Here is a 17,557-nt window from a genome sequence, read left to right as displayed (position 1 = left end):
GAAAGGGGGAACGAGCTACAGTTATCCACAGTCGGCGTTCACGATGCCGGCCTCCGTCCCCGGGTCAAAGTTCAACCGGCAGGGTGGGTCAGAATTCAACCGGCGCCGACACAGTTATTGGTCAATGTTGCCAAGTGGATTGGGCACAAACTACGCGCGTGACGGGGAAACCGGTTGCTTGTTGTGGGCCACGCAGTGCGTCGACGTCGCGTGGAGCTGTGCGAGGCTGGGACCCGAAAGGCTCAGTAATCCAACCGCGCCAGCCGCGCAGCGAGTCCCCCTACCCGATCCACCCTCCGCCCAATCGCCCCCTCCAACACCTCCGGCGCAGCCGCCAACGTAAACCAGTCCCGCGCCCGCGTGATCCCCGTATAGACCAGCTCCCGCGTCACGATCGGACTCGCTCGGTCGGGCAGCAGCAGCGCCGTGTGCGCGAACTCCGAGCCCTGCGACTTGTGCACTGTCATCGCGAACACGGTCTCCACCGCGCGCAGCCGGCTCGGCAGCACCCAGTGGATGCTGCCCGTGCCGTCGCCGGTCGCGAAAGCCACGCGCAGGGTCCAGCGGGGGCGCTTCTCGCTGGGGAGGGTGGCGGGCAGCGCCAGCGTCACGCCGACGTCGCCGTTCATCAGGCCCAGGCCGTAGTCGTTGCGCGTGACCAGCACCGGGCGGCCGGGGTACCAGCCGCCGTGTTCGGCTTCGAGCAGGCCTTCGGCGCGCAGCAGTCCTGCGATGCGCGGGTTCAGGCCTTCCACGCCCTGCGGGCCGCTTCGCAGGGCGCACAGCAGCTGGAACTTGCCATAGGCGGCCAGCACCTGCTGCGCCCATGCGTCGAACGCGGGTTGCGGCGCATCGATGGCGGGCTGGCGCTCGCGCATCAGCGTCAGGTAGTGGCGATAGCCCACGGGGGGCGGCACCGGCCGCTTGTTGCTGTTGGCGTCCTGGCGCCCTGGGCCCTGGCCTGTTGTCATTCCTGCAAAGCCCTCCGGCGCGCCGTCGACCACCAGGCGGCGCAGCGACGCGTCGTCGATCGGCCATCGGTGCGCGATGTCGGCGTGCTTGCGGCTGTCGAAGATGCGCCGCACGGCCGGGCCGTCGCCGGCGTTGACGGCTTCGGCCAGCTTGCCGATGCCGCTGCTGGCGCTGAAGCGGTGGCTCACGCGCAGCTTGACGACGGCCTGGTCCAGCGGCGTGCCCTTGGCGTCGCAGAGCGCCGCGTCGAACAGCTCGCCGGTGACGGCCTGCAGCCATGCGGCGGTGTCGACGGTGTAGTGGCCGGCGTCGGCGCGCGCGCACAGGTCGCCGAGCACGGCGCCGGCTTCCACGGACGCGAGCTGGTCCTTGTCACCGAGCAGGATCAGGGCGGCCTGGGGCGGCAGGGCGGCGAAGACGGAGTCCATCATCTCCAGGTCGAGCATCGAGGCTTCGTCGAGCACCAGCAGGTCGAGCGGCAGCGGGTTGTGCGCGTTGTGCCGGAAGTGCCGCGTGTCGGGCCGGCTGCCGAGCAGGCGGTGCACGGTCGTGACCTCGGTGGGGATGGCGGCGCGCACGGCCTCGGCATCGGCCAGCGCGGCGAGGGGCAGGTTGGCGACGGCGCTGGCGATGGATTCGTTGAGGCGCGCCGCGGCCTTGCCGGTGGGGGCGGCCAGGCGGATGCGGAGCCTCCGGCCTTTGTCGCCATCGCCTCCCTCTGAGAGTGCCAGGTGCTGCAGCACGGCCAGCAGGCGCACGACGGTGGTGGTCTTGCCGGTGCCGGGGCCGCCCGTGATGATGCTGAAGCCCTGCCGCACGGCGATGGCGCAGGCGACCTTCTGCCAGTCGGTGTTGGCGCCGTCGCGGTGCTGGAACAGGGCGTCGAGTGATTCGGCCAGGCTGGCTTGCGCCTCGGGCGCCGCGGCCGGCGTGGGCATGGCCACGCGCTGGGCGATGGCCTCGCTGACGGACTGCTCGTACTGCCAGTAGCGGCGCAGGTAGAGGCGGTCGCCGACGTGGACCAGCGGGGTCGTGCCCGGGCCGGCCGATACCAGCGTGCGATGCTTGAGCGCCTTGTGCCACTTGGCCAGGGTCACGCCTGCGAGCAGGGCTGATGGCGGTGTGGGCGGCGAGCCTTCGGTGGTGGCGCGGGCCACGCCTTCGGGCGGCATCGACAGGGCCTGGCCGGCATTGGCCAATGCGGCGCGCAGGTCGAGGCAGGAATGGCCGCGGCCGAGTTGATGGCTGGCGAGCGCGGCGCCGAGGATCAGCAGCGGGTCGGCGTCCGGCGCCTGCTGCGCGAGGAAGGCGGCGAAGCTGCGGTCGAGCGCGCGCAGCCAGCCTTGGGTGACCCAGGTGTCGAGATCGGCGAGCAGCGGCGCGTGGCGGGTGGGGAGGGGGCGGAGGAAGACTGTCGCGTTCATGCTGCGACCTCCGCAGCCGCACCGCTGAACAGCGCATCGAGCGCATCGATCAGCACCTTCGGCGGTCGTTCGCAATGCAGGCCCTGGCTCGGTGCCGCATGGCCGCGCAGGAAGATGTAGACGGCGCCGCCGACATGGCGCTCGTAGTCGTAGTCGGGCAGGCGGGAGCGCAGCAGGCGGTGCAGCGCGAAGATGTAGAGCACGTATTGCAGTTCGTAGCGGTGGTGCAGCACGGCGCTGCGCAGGGCCTCGGGCGTGTAGTCGGCATCGCGCGGGCCGAGCCAGTTGGACTTGTAGTCGGCCACGTAGTAGCGGCCCTCGTGCTCGAAGACGAGGTCGATGAAGCCCTTGAGCATGCCGTTGACCTGCTGCGGCAGCAGCTGCGGCCGGTGCGCGGCGTCGAGCGTGTGGCGGGTGACGAGTGCGTCGAGTGCGCGCGTGTCGACCTGCTGCGCGGCGAGCCAGAACTCCATCTCGATCTGTACGCGGCCGAGCGATGAGGGGCTGACGGGCTTTGCATCCGCGTGCAGCGCATCGAGCTTCAGCGGCGTGCGCAGCCAGTCGAGCATCCAGCTGCGCAGGGGCTCGATCCAGGTGCTCCAGCCGTTGAGGTTGCAGCGGCGCGCGATGAGGTCGGCCAGGTCGGCTTGCGCTTCTGCATCGGCATGCACGCGGGCGAAGCCCTTGCGGCCGACCCATTCGAGCAGGCTGTGCAGGAAGGTGCCCGGGCCGGAACCGCGCGGGAAGCCGTGCAGGCCGCCGATGGGCGTGTCGGTCGCTGGTGCCGCATCCGCGTCTTCGGAGAGGGACTCGTTGCCGGCGCGGCTCTCGGCGTAGGTGTCCTCGGCGGCCGTGGCGGGGCTGGGGAGCATGGCCGGCGGCAGCGCGGGCGTGGTGTCGTCGACGGGCGTGTCGTCGGTGGTGCCCGTGCTGCGCAGGGCCGAGTAGCTGGCGATCCACCAGCTCTCGCGCGGGCCGGCGGGCAGTGGTGGTTCGGGGGCGGGCAGGACGGTGGTGGCTGGGGGCTGGTAGCGCGTGTCGTCGGGCGCGGGGGCGGGCTGGACGGCGATGCAGGAGGCGCCATCCTTTGCCAGTGCATCGAGTGCCGCGTTGAGTGCCGAGGGCGGCATCGGCAGGCCGCCGCCCAGCAGGTAGCCGAGTGCGCTGCGCTCCACGCCGGACAGCGGCGCCACACCCACCCAGGTCGCGTAGCGGGCGCGCGTGAGTGCGACGTAGAGCTTGCGCAGGTCTTCGCCCAGGCGCTCGGCGTCCACGCGTGCGACGGCTTCGTCGTCGGCCTGCAGGGCCACCACGAGGCGGCCCTCGTCGTCGTGCCATTTGAGCGGCAGATCTTTCGGGCTGGCGGGGCGGAAGGCGGTCGCGAAGGGCAGGAAGACCAGCGGGTATTCCAGGCCCTTGGACTTGTGCACCGTCACCACCTTGACCAGGTCGGCATCGCTTTCCAGGCGCAGCTTGCGGGCGTCGTTCTCGTTGTCGGTCTCGCTCTCGCCGCGCTGCTCGGACAGCCAGCGGATCAGGCCGTGCTCGCCCTCGACCTGGACGCTGGCATGCTGCAGCAGTTCGGCCAGGTGCAGCAGGTCGGTGAGGGTGCGGTCGTCACCGGCGGCGAGCAGGCGCTGCGGCACGGCGAAGTCCTGCAACAGTTGCCGCAGCATCGGCAGCACGCCCTGGCGCTGCCACATCTGCTGGTAGCGGCGGAACTGCAGCACGCGCTCTTCCCAGGCGAGTTCGTCATGGTTGAGGCGGTCCAGCTCATGCCAGCTCAGGGCGAGCACGGCGCAGGCGAGGGCGGCGCGCAGGGGGCGGTCGTCATCGGGTTCGGCGCAGGCGGTGAGCAGGCGTTCCAGTTCGACGGCGACGGCGCTCTGGAACACGAGGCCCTTGTCGGAGAGGTAGACGCTGCGGACGTTGCGGGCGCTCAGGGCCTGGCGCACGGCTGCGGCTTCGCTGCCCTTGTTGACGAGGATCGCGATGTCGCCCGGTTGCACGGGGCGCAGCGTGCCGGTGGCGTCGTCGGTGAAGCCGGTGGTGCCGGCCTGGCCCTCGGCCAGCAGGCGCACGATCTCGGTGGCGCATGCTGACGACATGGACTGCATCGCTTCGGTGCTGCCGACGGTCTCGCCGCCTTCGACGGTCCAGCAGGTGAGGGCGGGGGCGGGCGCGTTGTCGCGCGTCCAGTGTTCCTTGCGACCCTGGGCTTCGACGGAGAGGAAGGGCAGGGGGCTCTCTTCCGCGGTGCGGAACAGGAAGGCGCCTTGGCCTTGCTCGCGATCCTCGGCCAGTTGGAACACGCGGTTGACCGCATCGACCATCGCCGTGGTCGAGCGGTAGTTGGTGCCGAGCGTCGAGTGGCGGTCGGCGGCATCGCGGCGCGCGGCGAGGTAGGTGTGGATGTCGGCGCCGCGGAAGGCGTAGATAGCCTGCTTGGGGTCGCCGATCAGCACCAGGGCCGTGTCCTGCGCGTTGGCCGCGACGCCGTATACCGCATCGAAGATGCGGTATTGCAGCGGGTCGGTGTCCTGGAATTCGTCGATAAGGGCGACCGGGAATTGGGTGCGGATGAGGGCAGCGAGACGTTGGCCGTTGGGGCCTTGCAGGGCGGCGTCGAGGCGGGTGAGGAGTTCGTCGAAGCCCATCTCGGCGCGGCGGGCCTGCTCGGTCGCGAGGCGGGCGGCGGACCAGTGGGCGACGTGGCGCAGGACGTCGTCGTGGGCATCGGGCAGCGCGGCGAGGCGGTCGCGCAGGGTGAGCATGTCGTCGAGTGCGGGATGGTCGGGGGCTGGCGCGCCCTTGGTGAAAGCTTCGGCCATGCCGTTGGGCGTGAGGCGGGTCCAGGCGGTGCTGGTCTTGGGCAAGGGCTGCACCGCTTCACCGTGAGCCCAGTCGCGCAGATCGCCCAGCCAGGCTTGATAGAAGCGGGCTTGCAGCTTGCGGCCATCGACTTGCTTGGCCGCGCAAGCCTTGTCGAAGATGGCTTCCAGTTCGTCGGCCCACTTCTTCCACGGTGCCTTGATGTCGGCGAGTTCGCGCGTTGCTTGATCGCGTGCGGCCTTCATCGCAACGGCGGGCTCCGTTCCCGCAGCGAGCGACTGCGTCAGCGTCAGCAGGTTGCGGACCGAGTCCGCCAGCACTTTTGGCGTGGCCCACCACTCGCTGACCTGCTTCGCATCCTCGAGCGACAGCGGCGTGAAGAAGGTGCGCCAGTAGTCGCGCAGCACCTCGGCGCGCAGTTCGGCCTGGTCGGCTTCGAGGGTCTGCGTGAACAGGGCACCGCTGTCGAAGGCGTGCTCGCGCAGCATGCGGTTGCACCAGCCGTGGATGGTCGACACGGCGGCTTCGTCCATCCACTCGGCGGCCAGGCGCAGGGCACGGGCGCAGGCGAGCCATTCGGTGGGCGGATAGTCTGCGCGCAATTGGTGGAGCAGGTCGTTGCCTGGGTTTGCCAGGTCCACCGTGGCCGGGTCGACGGCGAAGGCTTCGGCGGCTTCGGCCAGGCGTGCGCGGATGCGGTCGCGCAGCTCCTTGGTCGCGGCCTCGGTGAAGGTGACGACGAGAACCTCGGGTGGCGTCAGCGCGCGCGTGAAAGCGACCGGACCGCCGTGGCCGAGCACGAGGCGCAGGTACAGCGCGGCGATGGTGAAGGTCTTGCCGGTGCCGGCGCTGGCCTCGATGAGGCGGCTGCCGCGCAGTGGGAACGTGAGCGGTTGAAGCAAGGGGGGCGTGGTGGTCATGCGCTTTCCTTGATGGCGGCGGGTGCGCCCTTGGCAGCCTTGATGCGGGCGTTGCCCACGGCATCGCCAATCGGCTTGAGCAGGTCCACTGTCCATCGCGCGAATTCGCCATCGGACCAGAGCGCGTCGAAGTCGGGGAAGGCGCGCAGCAGGTAGTCACTGAACTGGATTTCGCCGCTGTCCGGAACCCGCGCGTCGCCATAGCACTTGCGCGCCGCTTCGAACGCGGCTTCGTGGGGCACATCGGCGTTCGTGCCGCCGGCGTCGAGCCAGGCGAAGGCCGTCTGCTGTGCCAGTGGCAGCGGTCGGCACTGGCCCTGCTGCCATGCGTCCAGCAGCCTGGACCACCAGGCGCGTGCGTCCGCAGGGTCCAGCGGTTGCAGGGTCACGGTGCCCACCTTGCTGATGATGCGCGTGGTCATCGAACCGCCGTCCAGATGCGCGGCGACGTGGGCGATCCAGAACGGGTGCAGCTTGTCGCGCCGGTAGCGGTCGTCCTTGACAAGGCTGCTGCTGTGGAGCACCAGTCGGCATCGCTCGCCGTTCGCGTTGGCGCGCAGGCCGCCGAGCCAGTCGGCGAGACGCAGCGATTCATGAAGGCCTTCGGGCAGGTGGTCGAGCGCTTCGTCGGGCAGCACGATGGGCCATTCGTCCTGCGCCTTCGCGTATTCGGTGAACATGGCTTCCATCGGTTCGGCGAGCGCTTGCTGCTGCAGCACGCCGAAGGGACCGGCCGGCAGCGCGCCGCGACCGGCGATGCGTTCGAGCTTGCTGTTCATCGCGTCCTCGCGAGCTTCTCCGGCTTCGAGCGCGCTGCGTTGCGACTGGATCAACTCGTCCTGCAGCTTCCAGTTCTCGAGCGCATTGAGGTCGAAGGGTTCATGGTCTTCGCTTTCGCTCTCGCGGTCGTCGAGGAAGACGCCGAGGCGCAAGCGGAAGAAGGCGCGTGGCGGCTCCTTGAGGAAGTCCGAAAGCATGCGCAGGGTCAGCGGTCCTTCGAAGGGGCGCGGGGGCAGTTCCGGGTCGGGCGCGTCGTCGGTCAATGTCGCGGCTTGAGCGCGCCATGCGGTGGCATAGCTGAACAAGCGGTCGTCGCCACCCTGCGTGAAGTAGGCCGGATGAAAGGGCTGCAGCCGGTGTTCGACCGTCAGCGCATGCAACAGTTGCTTGCCCGCCTTGTCCTGCGCCAAGTCCTCGTCACCCGCCAGTCGCCAGCCCGCAGCCAGGTGGTCGCGCAGCTGAGCCACCAGCACCGAGGGCGGTCGCTCGGAGTTGTCCAGGATGCTGTGGCCGACCCAGCTGATGTGCAGCTTCTCGCGCGCTGACAGCAGCGCTTCGAGGAACAGGTAGCGGTCGTCCTCGCGGCGCGAGCGGTCGCCGGGGCGGTAGTCGTGGCCCATGAGGTCGAAGTCCATCGGCACGCGGCTGCGCGGATAGTCGCCGTCGTTCATGCCCAGCAGCGCGACCACGCGGAAGGGAATGGCGCGCATCGGCATCAGCGTCGCGAAGGTCACGGCGCCGGCGAAGAAGGTGGCGTTAAGCGTGGGCTGGTCGATCTGCGCAAGCCAGTGTTCGCGCACCACCGACAGCGGCAGTTCCTCGACCAGACCGGCGTTCTCGCAGGCGGCGAGCCAGTCCTGCAGCGAGGTGCCCAAGCGCATCAGCGTGAAGCCGTCGGCGTCTTCGCCCGTCTCGAAGAAGTCGGCCAGCAGCGCGCGCAGGCGCTCGCCCCAGACCTTGGGCGCGGCCGGCGTGGCGAGCGTGCGCCAGTGCGCTTCGAGCGTGGCCAGCAGTTGCACCAGCGGGCCGAGCAGGGCGGCATCGAGACCGCCCACCTCGTCGAGCGGTTCCACGCCGGCCCAGGCCTCGCTGGAGCCCACGGCATAGCCCAGCAGCATGCGTTGCAGGCCGAAGTCCCAGCTGTTCTGCGCGAGCGCTTCGGGCAGGTCGAGCGACTGGCGTTGCTCGGCATGCAGGCCCCAGCGGATGTTGGCGGCGGAGATCCAGCGGTGCAGCAGCGGCAACTGGCTTTCCTCGATGCCGAAGCGCGCGCGCAGGGCCGGCACCTCCAGCCAGTCCAGCACGTCGCTCACTGCGATGCGGGACTGCGGCAGCGCGAGCAGCTTTTCCAGTGCGCCCAGCAGCGGGTCGTGGTGGCGCTGGCCCTGGTCGGCCAGCGTGAAGGGGATGTGGCGCGCATCGTCGGGCGTGAGCAGGCCGAACACGGCCTGGATGTGCGGCGCGTAGGTGGCCACGTCGGGCACCATCACGATCACGTCGCGCGGGTGCAGCGTGGGGTCGGCGGCGAAGGCGGCGAGCAACTGGTCGTGCAGCACCTCGACCTCGCGCTGCGGGCCGTGCGTGACGTGGAAGGCGATGGAGCGATCTGCGCGCGTGTCGATGGCGGGCCAGGTGGCGCGGGTCTCGGCGAGCGGGCGCAGGTCGCGGATGTCGTCCTGCAACTGGCGCAGCACGGTGCCCTGCGGGTTGGCGTCGAAGCAGGCGATGCGCTGGCCGATGGCCTCAAAGCGCTGCGCGTAGGCTTCCTGTTCGTCATGCACGTCGAGCAGGCGGATGAAGTCGCGGCCCTGCTTGCCCCATGCGGCGAGCAGGGGTTGTGCATGCAGGTGCAGCGCCTCGTCGGCGATGGGGCCTTCGCTGCCGGGGCGGCGTTGCTGGCGCCAGCGTTCGGCGCGGAGCAGGTCCTTGTCGGCGACGATGTGCGACCAGTCGTGCTCGCAGGGGTTGTGCACGCACATCAGCACCTGCACCCAGCGCGCGAGCGTGGCCAGCACTTCGAGCGACTGCTGCGGCAGCGAGGAGATGCCAAAGACCACGAGGCGGCGCGGCAAGCCGGCGGGCCGCTCGCCTTGCCGGTCGGATGCGGCGGCCATGAAGCGCTGGTGCACGGCGGCGCGGCTGCTCGCGGCGCCTTCGGGGCCGACGTCCTCCAGCAGTGCGCGCCAGAGACGTGGCTGCCAGCGCAGCTCGGGCGGCACGGGTTGTTTGCCGCCGCGCGAGGTCGAGATGGTGTCCTCGCCCGCTGCCCAGTCGGCGAGCCAGTCGGCCCGGTAGACCTGGTACTGGTCGAACAGGTCGGCCAAGCGCTCGGCCAACTGGTGGCGCTTGCGCAGGTCGCGGTCGTCGACGAGGAAGCGCGACAGCGGCGCGAACACCTCCTCGGCCAGCAGCGCGGGCAGCAGGCGCATGAGGCGCCAGGTCAGCAGGGTCTTGTCGAAGGGCGAGGCGGCCGGTACGTGCTGCGCGCCGAGCACGGCCCGGTACGCCTGCCAGATGAAGCTGGCGGGCAGCTCGGTGCGGATCGCTGCCGCCACGCCCACGCCGCCCTGGCCCGCGTCGCGCGCCAGCGAGAGCTTGAGCCACTGGGCCACGCCGTTGCTCTGCACCAGCACGAACTCGTCTTCCAGCGGCGCGAGCGGATGGCGCGCCATCCAGGCCAGCATCAGGTCGCGCAGGGCTTCCGGGTGGTTGCCGTGCACGGCCATGAAGCCGGGGGGGAGTGCTGCGGATTCGGTCATTGCGTCGTTGGAAGGGCGGTGGGCCGTGTCGGAGATGGGGGTGGAGTTTCGTTCCTGCGAGGCCCACTGCATGAGCCCGGCCCAAAAAGATTGCCCTTCGCCGAACCTGCCCTTGGGCTTTACCCGATGCGTCTCCCGGACCCGAGCGTTTAAATAGTACTTTCTGCTCAACAAGGGTTCGACCGTGGATGCACGCGTGACGAACAACAGCCCGCTCTACCTGCTGGAACGCAGCGATGTCGGGCTGGTCCAGCTCGACCGCGACTTGAAGGTCGTGGCGATGAACAGCTTCGCCCGGCGCGCGCTGCCGGTGGAGGACAAGCAGCCTTTCGAGAAGATGGTGCTGTCCTTCCATCCGGAGCGGTCGCAGAGCAAGGTCAAGTTCCTGCTCGACCAGGCCGAATGCCCGGTCAGCAATCCGCCGCCGATGACGATGATCATCAACATCCCCGAGCGCGTGCTGCTGATCAAGGTCAGCAAGATGTCCGATGCGCGAGGCGACACCTCCGGCTACACGCTGGTGTTCTACGACATCACCGACGCGGTGACGCGCGAGGACGGCGCCGCGCAGCGGCCGGGCCAGAAGCGGCAACTGTTGAAGATCCCGACCGTGTCGGGCAACCGCATCGTGCTGGTGGACGCGGCGACCGTGCGCTACATCCGCTCCGAGGGGCACTACACCTGGGTGCACACGGCCCAGGGGTCAAGCTTCTGCAACCTCAACATCGGCGACCTGGAAGGCCGGCTCGACAGCGGCTCGTTCCTGCGGATTCACCGCAGCTACGTCGCCAACCTGGACCATGCGGAGCAGATCGTGCGGGACGACGGGAAGGTGATGCTGAAGCTGGCGGGTGGGGATGACCACGGCTTGCCGGTGGCGCGGGCCAGCGTGCCGCGCTTGCTGGAGCGGCTCGGGATCGCGGAGACCGAGAAGATGTGAATCCGGGGCGCGACGCGCTCTTCGTGCACCGAAGACCGCCGTTCGTGCAGGGGCGCAAGCGCTTCGTGCATCGCGCGTAATTGCTGCACCGCACTGTCGATAAGGTCCGAGTCGTTGCATTTGGAGACAGTCGCCATGATCCCTGCCGGATTCGAATACCACGCGCCGCGCTCGGTGGCCGATGCCGTTGCGCTGCTCGGTGAACTGGGGCCGGACGCCAAGCTGCTGGCCGGCGGCCACAGCCTGCTGCCGATGATGAAGCTGCGCTTCGCGACGCCCTCGCACCTGATCGACCTGGGCCGCATCGAGGGGCTGCGCGGCATCTCGCAGGCAGGCAACGAGATCCGCATCGGCGCGATGACGACGGAGGCCGACCTGCTCAAGTCATCCCTGCTCGCAGAGAAGCTGCCGCTGCTGGTCGAAGGCGCGGGCTGGATTGCCGATCCGCAGGTGCGCTACAAGGGCACGATCGGCGGCGACATCTCGCACGGCGACCCCGGCAATGACCATCCGGCGTTGATGCTGGCGCTGGATGCGTCCTTTGTGCTCGTGGGGCCGCAGGGCGAGCGCGTCGTGCCGGCGGATGGCTACTTCCTCGGCATGTATTCGACGCTGCTGGAGCCGGATGAAGTGCTCTCGGAAATCCGCATCCCGATCCCGCCGCCGGGCACCGGCTGGTCGTACCAGAAGCTCAAGCGCAAGACCGGCGACTTCGCCACCGCCGCGACCGCCGTGCTGCTGCAGATGAGCGGCGGGGTCGTCTCGAAGGTCAACATCGCGCTGACCAATGCGGGCGCCACGGCGCTGAAGGCCAACGCGGCGGAACAGTCGCTCCTTGGCCAGGCGATCGACAACGCCAGCGTCAACGTCGCCGCGCGCCTGGCCATGGGCATCTGCGACCCGACACCCGACCAGCGCGGCGATGCGGAATACAAGGTCGCGATGTGCGGCGAGATGACACGCCGCGCGCTGCTGGCCGCGTACGAACGTACCCCGCACTGAATAACGCTGCTGAACAACAACGGAGCCCCACGATGGCCAACACCCACACCGTGTCCTTCCAGCTCAACGGCAAGCCCGTCGCCGTGATGGTGGAGCCGCGCGAACTGCTCATCCACACGCTGCGCGAGCGCCTCGCGCACACCGGCCCGCACATTGGCTGCGAGACTTCGCATTGCGGCGCCTGCACCGTCGACCTGGACGGCATGTCGGTCAAGTCATGCACCGTGCTCACCGTGCAGTGCGAAGGCACGCAGATGGTCACCATCGAAGGCATGGAGCAGGGCGGCGTGCTGCATGCGCTGCAACAGGCTTTCCATGAAGAGCACGGCCTGCAATGCGGCTACTGCACGCCGGGGATGATCACGCGCGCCTACCGGCTGCTGCAGGAGAACCCCGACCCGAGCGAGCAGGACATTCGCTACGGCCTGGCCGGCAACCTCTGCCGCTGTACGGGCTACCAGAACATCGTGAAGGCGGTGCAGTCCGCCGCGAAGAAGCTCGCCGCCGCCAGGGCCGCGCCGCCTGCCGCCGAAGCTCCCGCTGCCGAGTCCGCAGCACCGGCACCGCAAGCCGTGCCGGCCTGAGCGCCGATTCCAATCCTCCTTCCTCACGATCTTCACCGGAGACTTCCATGGGCGACATGTCCGAACTCCAGCAGCGCGAGCTTGGTTTGCAAGGCATGGGCACGTCCCTGCTGCGCAAGGAAGACGCACGTTTCATCCGCGGCCAGGGCAGCTATGTCGACGACATCAAGCTGCCGGGCATGCTCTTCGGCGCGGTGGTGCGCAGCCCGTACGCGCATGCACGCATCAAGTCGATCGACAAGTCGAAGGCACTGGCGGCGCCGGGCGTGGTGGCCGTGCTCACGGCCGATGATTTGAAACCCGTCAACCTGCACTGGATGCCCACGCTCGGCGGCGACGTGCAGGCCGTGCTGGCCGACAAGAAGGTCTGCTTCCAGATGCAGGAAGTGGCGATGGTGCTCGGCACCGACCGCTATGCCGCGGCCGATGGCGCGGCATTGGTCGAGGTCGACTACGAGGAGTTGCCCGCCATCGTCGACCCGAAGAAGTCGATGACGCCCGACGCGGTCATCATCCGCGAGGACATCGCCGACAAGACCGAGGTGGGCCACGGCCCGCGCACGCATCCCAACCACATCTTCACCTGGGAAGCGGGCGACAAGGCGGCGGCCGATGCAGCCTTCGCCAACGCCGAAATCACAGTGCGCGAGGAGATCCTGAATCCGCGCGTGCATCCCTGCCCGCTGGAAACCTGCGGCTGCGTCGCCTCCTTCAACAAAGCCACCGGCTACCTCACTGTCTACATGACGACGCAGGCGCCGCACCTGGTGCGCACCGTGCTCGCGATGCTCTCCGGCGTCGCGGAAAGCAAGATCCGCGTGGTGGGCGGCGACATCGGCGGCGGCTTCGGCAACAAGGTGCCGGTGTATCCGGGCTATGTGGTGGCGATCGTGGCGTCGATCGTCACGGGCGTGCCGGTGAAGTGGATCGAATCGCGCATCGACAACATCTCGACCACGGGCTTTGCGCGGGACTATCACGGGGTCGGCGAACTCGCGGCCGACAGCCAGGGCCGCATCAAGGGCCTGCGATTCACCGCGCTGGCGGACCATGGCGCTTTCAACTCGCATGTATCGGCGACCAAGCTGCCGGCGGGGCTGTTCTCGATCTGCACCGGCTCCTACGCGATCCCGAATGCGTACTGCCGCGTCGATGCGGTCTACACCAACAAGGCCCCCGGGGGCGTGGCGTATCGCTGCTCGCTGCGCGTGACGGAAGCGGTGTACCTCATTGAACGCATGATGGACATCCTGGCGCTCAAGCTCGGCGTCGACAAGGCGGAGATCCGGCGCCGCAACTTCGTGAAGACGGAGCAGTTCCCGTACACCACTTCGCTCGGCTGGACGCTCGACAGCGGCAACTACGAACCCGCGCTCGACAAGGTGCTCAAGGCCTGCGACTACGAAGGCCTGCGCAAGGAGCAAGCCGCGCGCCGTGCCGACCCGAATTCGGAAACGCTCATGGGCATCGGCCTCGCGACCTTCACCGAGATCGTCGGCGCCGGCCCGACCAAGGTCTGCGACATCCTCGGCATCGGCCTCTTCGACAGCTGCGAGATCCGCGTGCATCCCACCGGTGGCGTGATTGCACGGCTCGGCACGATGACGCAGGGCCAGGGCCATGCGACGACCTACGCGCAGATCATCGCGACCGAACTCGGCCTGCCCGCCAGCGACATCGTGGTGGAGGAGGGCGACACCGACAAGGCACCCTACGGCGCCGGCACCTGGGGCTCGCGTTCCACGCCGGTGTCGGGTGCCGCCACCGCGATGGCCGCACGCAAGATCAAGGACAAGGCGAAGAAGATCGCGGCCCATCTGCTTGAAGTGGCCGAGGGCGACCTGGAGTGGGAGATCGACCGCTTCAAGGTCAAGGGCAACCCGACAGCGGCCAAGACCATGAAGGAGATCTGCATGGTCTCGCATACCGGCAACCTGCCGGCGGGCATGGAGCAGGGCCTGAACGCGGTCGCCTACTACGACCCGCCGAACATGACCTACCCCTTCGGCACGTATCTCTGCGTGGTCGATGTCGACAAGTTCACCGGCGTGGTCAGCGTGCGCCGCTTCTATGCGCTGGATGACTGCGGCACGCGCATCAACCCGATGGTGATCGAAGGCCAGATCCACGGCGGCCTCACCGAAGCCTTCGCGGTCGCGATGGGCCAGCAGATCCCCTTCGACGAGAACGGCAACCACCTCGGCAACAGCCTGATGGACTATTTCCTGCCGACCTCGATGGAAACGCCGCATTGGGAGACGGACCACACCGTCACGCCCTGTCCGCACCATCCCATCGGCGCGAAGGGCGTGGCCGAATCGCCTCATGTGGGCGGCATCCCGTGCTTCAGCAATGCGGTGATCGATGCGTTCTCCCACCTCGGCGTGACGCACATGGACATGCCGCACACCTCGTACCGCGTGTGGAAGCAGTGCCACGCGCTGGGCATCGACCAACGCACATGAAAGTCTCGCTCGAAAAGACCTTCCCCATGCCCGGGTCCGCCGACGCGGCATGGACGGTCTTGCAGGACATCGATGCGGTCGCAGGCTGCATGCCTGGCGCGAAGATCACCGAGCGCATCGATGCCACGCACTTCAAGGGCACGGTGGCGGTGAAGTTCGGGCCGGCGAACATGGCCTTTCGCGGGGACGTGGAGATTCTGTCGCTCGATGCGGCGAGCAAGACGCTGCGGTTGATGGGCAAGGGGACGGACAGCACCGGCAGTTCGGGCGCGTCGATGGACCTGACGGCGCGCATCGACGCGATTGACGCGGCGTCCAGCCAGCTCGTCGGCACGAGCGAGGTCGCGATGAGCGGCAAGGCGGCGGCCTTTGGCGGACGCATGATGGATTCGGTCGCGGACCAGGTCCTGAAGCAGTTCGCGGCGAACTTCGCGAAGCGGGTGAGCGCGGTGCAGGAGGCGGCGGCGACTGCGGCGCCTGCGGAGTCGACGGTGATTCCCGTCGCGGCAAACGATTCAACTGGGGCTCTCGCAACGCCCGGCACCGTCGCATCGGCCACGACGGCTACCGCATCGACTTCGGCAGCATCCGGCGCGACTGCCTCGGCGCACTCGGCCGCAAGGCCCGATGCACCGGTCCCGAACCCATCCGCTTCAGCGCTCTCGGCCGCAACCGCCGCCCAAGTCACGCGCGCAGCCACGGCCACATCCGCGCCCGCACCCACCGCCTCGCCCGCACCTACCGAACCCGCCCAACTCAACGCCACCTCCCTCCTCTGGGGCGCCTTCAAGGACTGGCTGCATTCGCTGTTCGCAGCCAAACGCACATGACAACCCAGGGGCGCTCCCTCGCGCTCGCCGCCTTGCAACAGCAACTCGGCGACGCGGGCTACATCGCCGAGCCGGGCCTCGTCGCCGCACTGCTGCTGATGCAGGACCTCGGCCGCCCGTTGCTGCTCGAAGGCGATGCCGGCGTCGGCAAGACCGAGGTGGCCAAGGTGCTGGCGCAGGTCCGCAACACGCGCCTCATCCGCCTGCAGTGCTACGAAGGCCTTGACGCCCACGCGGCCATGTACGAGTGGAACTACCAGCGCCAGTTGCTCGCCATCAAGCTGCTGGAGCACGATGAGCGGGGCATGGCCCAAAAGGAACAGGACATCTTCTCCGAGCGCTACCTGCTCAAGCGCCCCTTGCTCGAAGCCATCAGCTGCGAGCAGCCGCCCGTGCTGCTGATCGACGAGGTGGACCGCGCCGACGAGGCCTTCGAGGCCTACCTGCTCGAACTGCTTTCCGACTTCCAGCTCTCGATCCCCGAACTCGGCACCGTGCATGCCACCAGCCGCCCGATCGTCGTCATCACTTCCAACGGCACGCGCGAACTCTCCGATGCATTGCGCCGCCGCTGCCTCTACCAGTTCATCGACTACCCCGACCACGAGAAGGAACTCGCCATCGTGCGCAGGAAGGCGCCCGATGCCGCGCCCCAGCTTGCGCAGCAGATCGTGGCCTTCGTGCAGTCCGTGCGGCGCATGGACCTGCAGAAGAAGCCCGGTATCGCCGAGACGCTGGACTGGGCGGCGGCCCTGCTGCGCCTGGACATCTCCGTGATCGACATCGACGGCACCGATCGCATCATGGAAACGCTCAGCGCCCTCATCAAGACCCGCGACGACCGCGCCGCCTTCCCGCGCGCCGCGGTCGCGCGACTGGCGGCCGCATGCTGACGCTGCAAGCGCCGGATGTCGGCGACCGGGCCGCGCAACGCCTCGCAGGCTTCCCCGGCTTCCTGCGCGCCAACGGCTTTGCGATCGGCGGCGCCGATGCGGTCGAAGTGCTGCAGGCCGCGCAGCGCATCGATGTGCTCGACCAGAACGTGCTGCGCTGGAGCCTGCAAGCATTGCTGTGCGGCCGGCGCGACGAATGGCATCGCTTCAACGAACTGTTCGATGCCTGGTTCCTCCCCGCCAACAAGTGGCAACGCCCCGAACGCCGCGGCCCCAATGCCGAAGGCCTGAGCGGCGACCGTTCCGCCAGCCATCCGCGCGAGGGGGACGCGGCCAACGACGATGACGACAAGGGTTCGCAGCGCCGCGACACCGCGAGTCGCCAGGACGTCCTCAGCTCCGCCGACTTCCGCGACCTGGTCGCACGCGAACACACGCTCGACATCGAGGCCCTGATGCGCCGTTTCGCGCTCCGCCTGAAGCACATCCAGTTGCGCCGCGAGGCACACGCGCTGCACGGGCGTCGCCTCGACCTGCGCACCACCATCCGCCGCAGCGTCGCCAGCGGCGGCACGCCCTTCCACCTGGCATGGAAGAACCACCGCCGCGTGCGCCCGCGCATCGTGCTGCTCATCGACGTGAGCCGCTCGATGGCCGCCTACAGCTTCTTCTACCTGCGCCTGGCCCGCGCCCTCGGCGCCGAGCTGACCGATGTGCACAGCTTCATCTTCCACACCCGTGTGACGGCCGTGACCCGCGCGCTGCATGACCCGGACCCCTGGCGTGCACAGGAGCAACTGCACCTCATCGCACAAGGCTGGGCCGGCGGCACGCGCATCGGCGAAAGCCTGGCCCAGTTCAACCGCGAGCATGCGCCGCGCATGGTGCATTCGCGTACCGCCGTCATCGTCATGAGCGATGGCTACGACACCGGCGAGCCCGCGCAGCTGTCGGACGCGCTGGTGCAACTGCGCCGCCGCGCCCGCCGCATCGTCTGGCTCAACCCGCTCTGCAACCGGCCCGGCTTTGCGCCGGTCAGCCAGGGCATGCAGGCCGCGTTGCCGCATCTCGACCTGCTCGCGCCCGGCGCGGACCTCGCGAGCATCGCCGCGGTGTTGCCGGGCCTCATCGACGCACTCCGGTGAAAGGAGCTGAC

At 68.8% G+C, this 17,557-nt stretch carries 10 protein-coding genes; 7 read left to right on the top strand and 3 right to left on the bottom strand.

Annotated features, from left to right (window positions below):
- Positions 1-242 precede the first annotated feature (242 nt).
- Genes recD through recC form a run of 3 tightly spaced genes read right to left on the bottom strand, consistent with a single transcriptional unit; the run spans position 243 to position 9,687 of the window.
- Complete coding sequence (gene recD / locus WKW79_RS11000; protein ID WP_340335170.1) at positions 243-2,396, bottom strand: exodeoxyribonuclease V subunit alpha; 2,154 nt, start codon at positions 2,394-2,396, stop codon at positions 243-245.
- Complete coding sequence (recB, locus tag WKW79_RS10995) at positions 2,393-6,148, bottom strand: exodeoxyribonuclease V subunit beta (RefSeq protein ID WP_340335169.1); 3,756 nt, start codon at positions 6,146-6,148, stop codon at positions 2,393-2,395. Before recB ends, recD begins: the two co-directional genes overlap by 4 nt.
- The gene (gene recC, locus WKW79_RS10990) at positions 6,145-9,687 is read right to left on the bottom strand and encodes an exodeoxyribonuclease V subunit gamma (RefSeq protein WP_340335168.1); all 3,543 of its coding nucleotides are present in this window, start codon (positions 9,685-9,687) and stop codon (positions 6,145-6,147) included. The genes recB and recC overlap by 4 nt, the downstream gene beginning before the upstream one ends.
- A gap of 196 nt (positions 9,688-9,883) precedes the next feature.
- Between recC and WKW79_RS10985 the strand changes: the two genes are divergently transcribed.
- From WKW79_RS10985 to WKW79_RS10955, 7 genes are all read left to right on the top strand, one after another.
- Positions 9,884-10,627, top strand: coding sequence for a PAS domain-containing transcriptional regulator (locus WKW79_RS10985; protein ID WP_340335167.1), 744 nt, complete (start codon positions 9,884-9,886; stop codon positions 10,625-10,627).
- A gap of 135 nt (positions 10,628-10,762) precedes the next feature.
- On the top strand, positions 10,763-11,629 hold the full coding sequence (locus tag WKW79_RS10980; protein ID WP_340335166.1) for an FAD binding domain-containing protein: 867 nt from the start codon (positions 10,763-10,765) through the stop codon (positions 11,627-11,629).
- A 32-nt stretch (positions 11,630-11,661) separates the two neighbouring features.
- Positions 11,662-12,213, top strand: coding sequence for a (2Fe-2S)-binding protein (locus tag WKW79_RS10975; protein WP_340335165.1), 552 nt, complete (start codon positions 11,662-11,664; stop codon positions 12,211-12,213).
- Between the two features lie 47 nt (positions 12,214-12,260).
- Positions 12,261-14,678, top strand: a complete 2,418-nt coding sequence (locus tag WKW79_RS10970) for an aerobic carbon-monoxide dehydrogenase large subunit (protein ID WP_340335164.1) — start codon at positions 12,261-12,263, stop codon at positions 14,676-14,678.
- Positions 14,675-15,508, top strand: coding sequence for an SRPBCC family protein (locus WKW79_RS10965; protein WP_340335163.1), 834 nt, complete (start codon positions 14,675-14,677; stop codon positions 15,506-15,508). Before WKW79_RS10970 ends, WKW79_RS10965 begins: the two co-directional genes overlap by 4 nt.
- Entirely contained in the window at positions 15,505-16,401 is an 897-nt protein-coding gene (locus tag WKW79_RS10960; RefSeq protein WP_340335162.1) for an AAA family ATPase, read from the top strand. The genes WKW79_RS10965 and WKW79_RS10960 overlap by 4 nt, the downstream gene beginning before the upstream one ends.
- A complete protein-coding gene (locus WKW79_RS10955; protein WP_340335161.1) occupies positions 16,395-17,546 on the top strand; it encodes a vWA domain-containing protein in 1,152 nt (383 codons plus the stop codon). The genes WKW79_RS10960 and WKW79_RS10955 overlap by 7 nt, the downstream gene beginning before the upstream one ends.
- The last annotated feature ends 11 nt before the right edge of the window (positions 17,547-17,557 follow it).

The sequence above is a fragment of the Variovorax robiniae genome (assembly GCF_037889955.1).
GTDB lineage: Bacteria > Pseudomonadota > Gammaproteobacteria > Burkholderiales > Burkholderiaceae_C > Variovorax > Variovorax robiniae.
Note: the sequence above shows the minus strand (reverse complement) of the source record. Positions and strands in the feature narration are given on the sequence as shown.

Bases quoted from the DNA above. Each gene is read 5' to 3' on its own strand.
- recD (WP_340335170.1), bottom strand. From the start codon at position 2,396: ATGAACGCGACAGTCTTCCTCCGCCCCCTCCCCACCCGCCACGCGCCG.
- recB (WP_340335169.1), bottom strand. From the start codon at position 6,148: ATGACCACCACGCCCCCCTTGCTTCAACCGCTCACGTTCCCACTGCGC.
- recC (WP_340335168.1), bottom strand. From the start codon at position 9,687: ATGACCGAATCCGCAGCACTCCCCCCCGGCTTCATGGCCGTGCACGGC.
- WKW79_RS10980 (WP_340335166.1), top strand. From the start codon at position 10,763: ATGATCCCTGCCGGATTCGAATACCACGCGCCGCGCTCGGTGGCCGAT.
- WKW79_RS10975 (WP_340335165.1), top strand. From the start codon at position 11,662: ATGGCCAACACCCACACCGTGTCCTTCCAGCTCAACGGCAAGCCCGTC.
- WKW79_RS10970 (WP_340335164.1), top strand. From the start codon at position 12,261: ATGGGCGACATGTCCGAACTCCAGCAGCGCGAGCTTGGTTTGCAAGGC.
- WKW79_RS10965 (WP_340335163.1), top strand. From the start codon at position 14,675: ATGAAAGTCTCGCTCGAAAAGACCTTCCCCATGCCCGGGTCCGCCGAC.
- WKW79_RS10960 (WP_340335162.1), top strand. From the start codon at position 15,505: ATGACAACCCAGGGGCGCTCCCTCGCGCTCGCCGCCTTGCAACAGCAA.
- WKW79_RS10955 (WP_340335161.1), top strand. From the start codon at position 16,395: ATGCTGACGCTGCAAGCGCCGGATGTCGGCGACCGGGCCGCGCAACGC.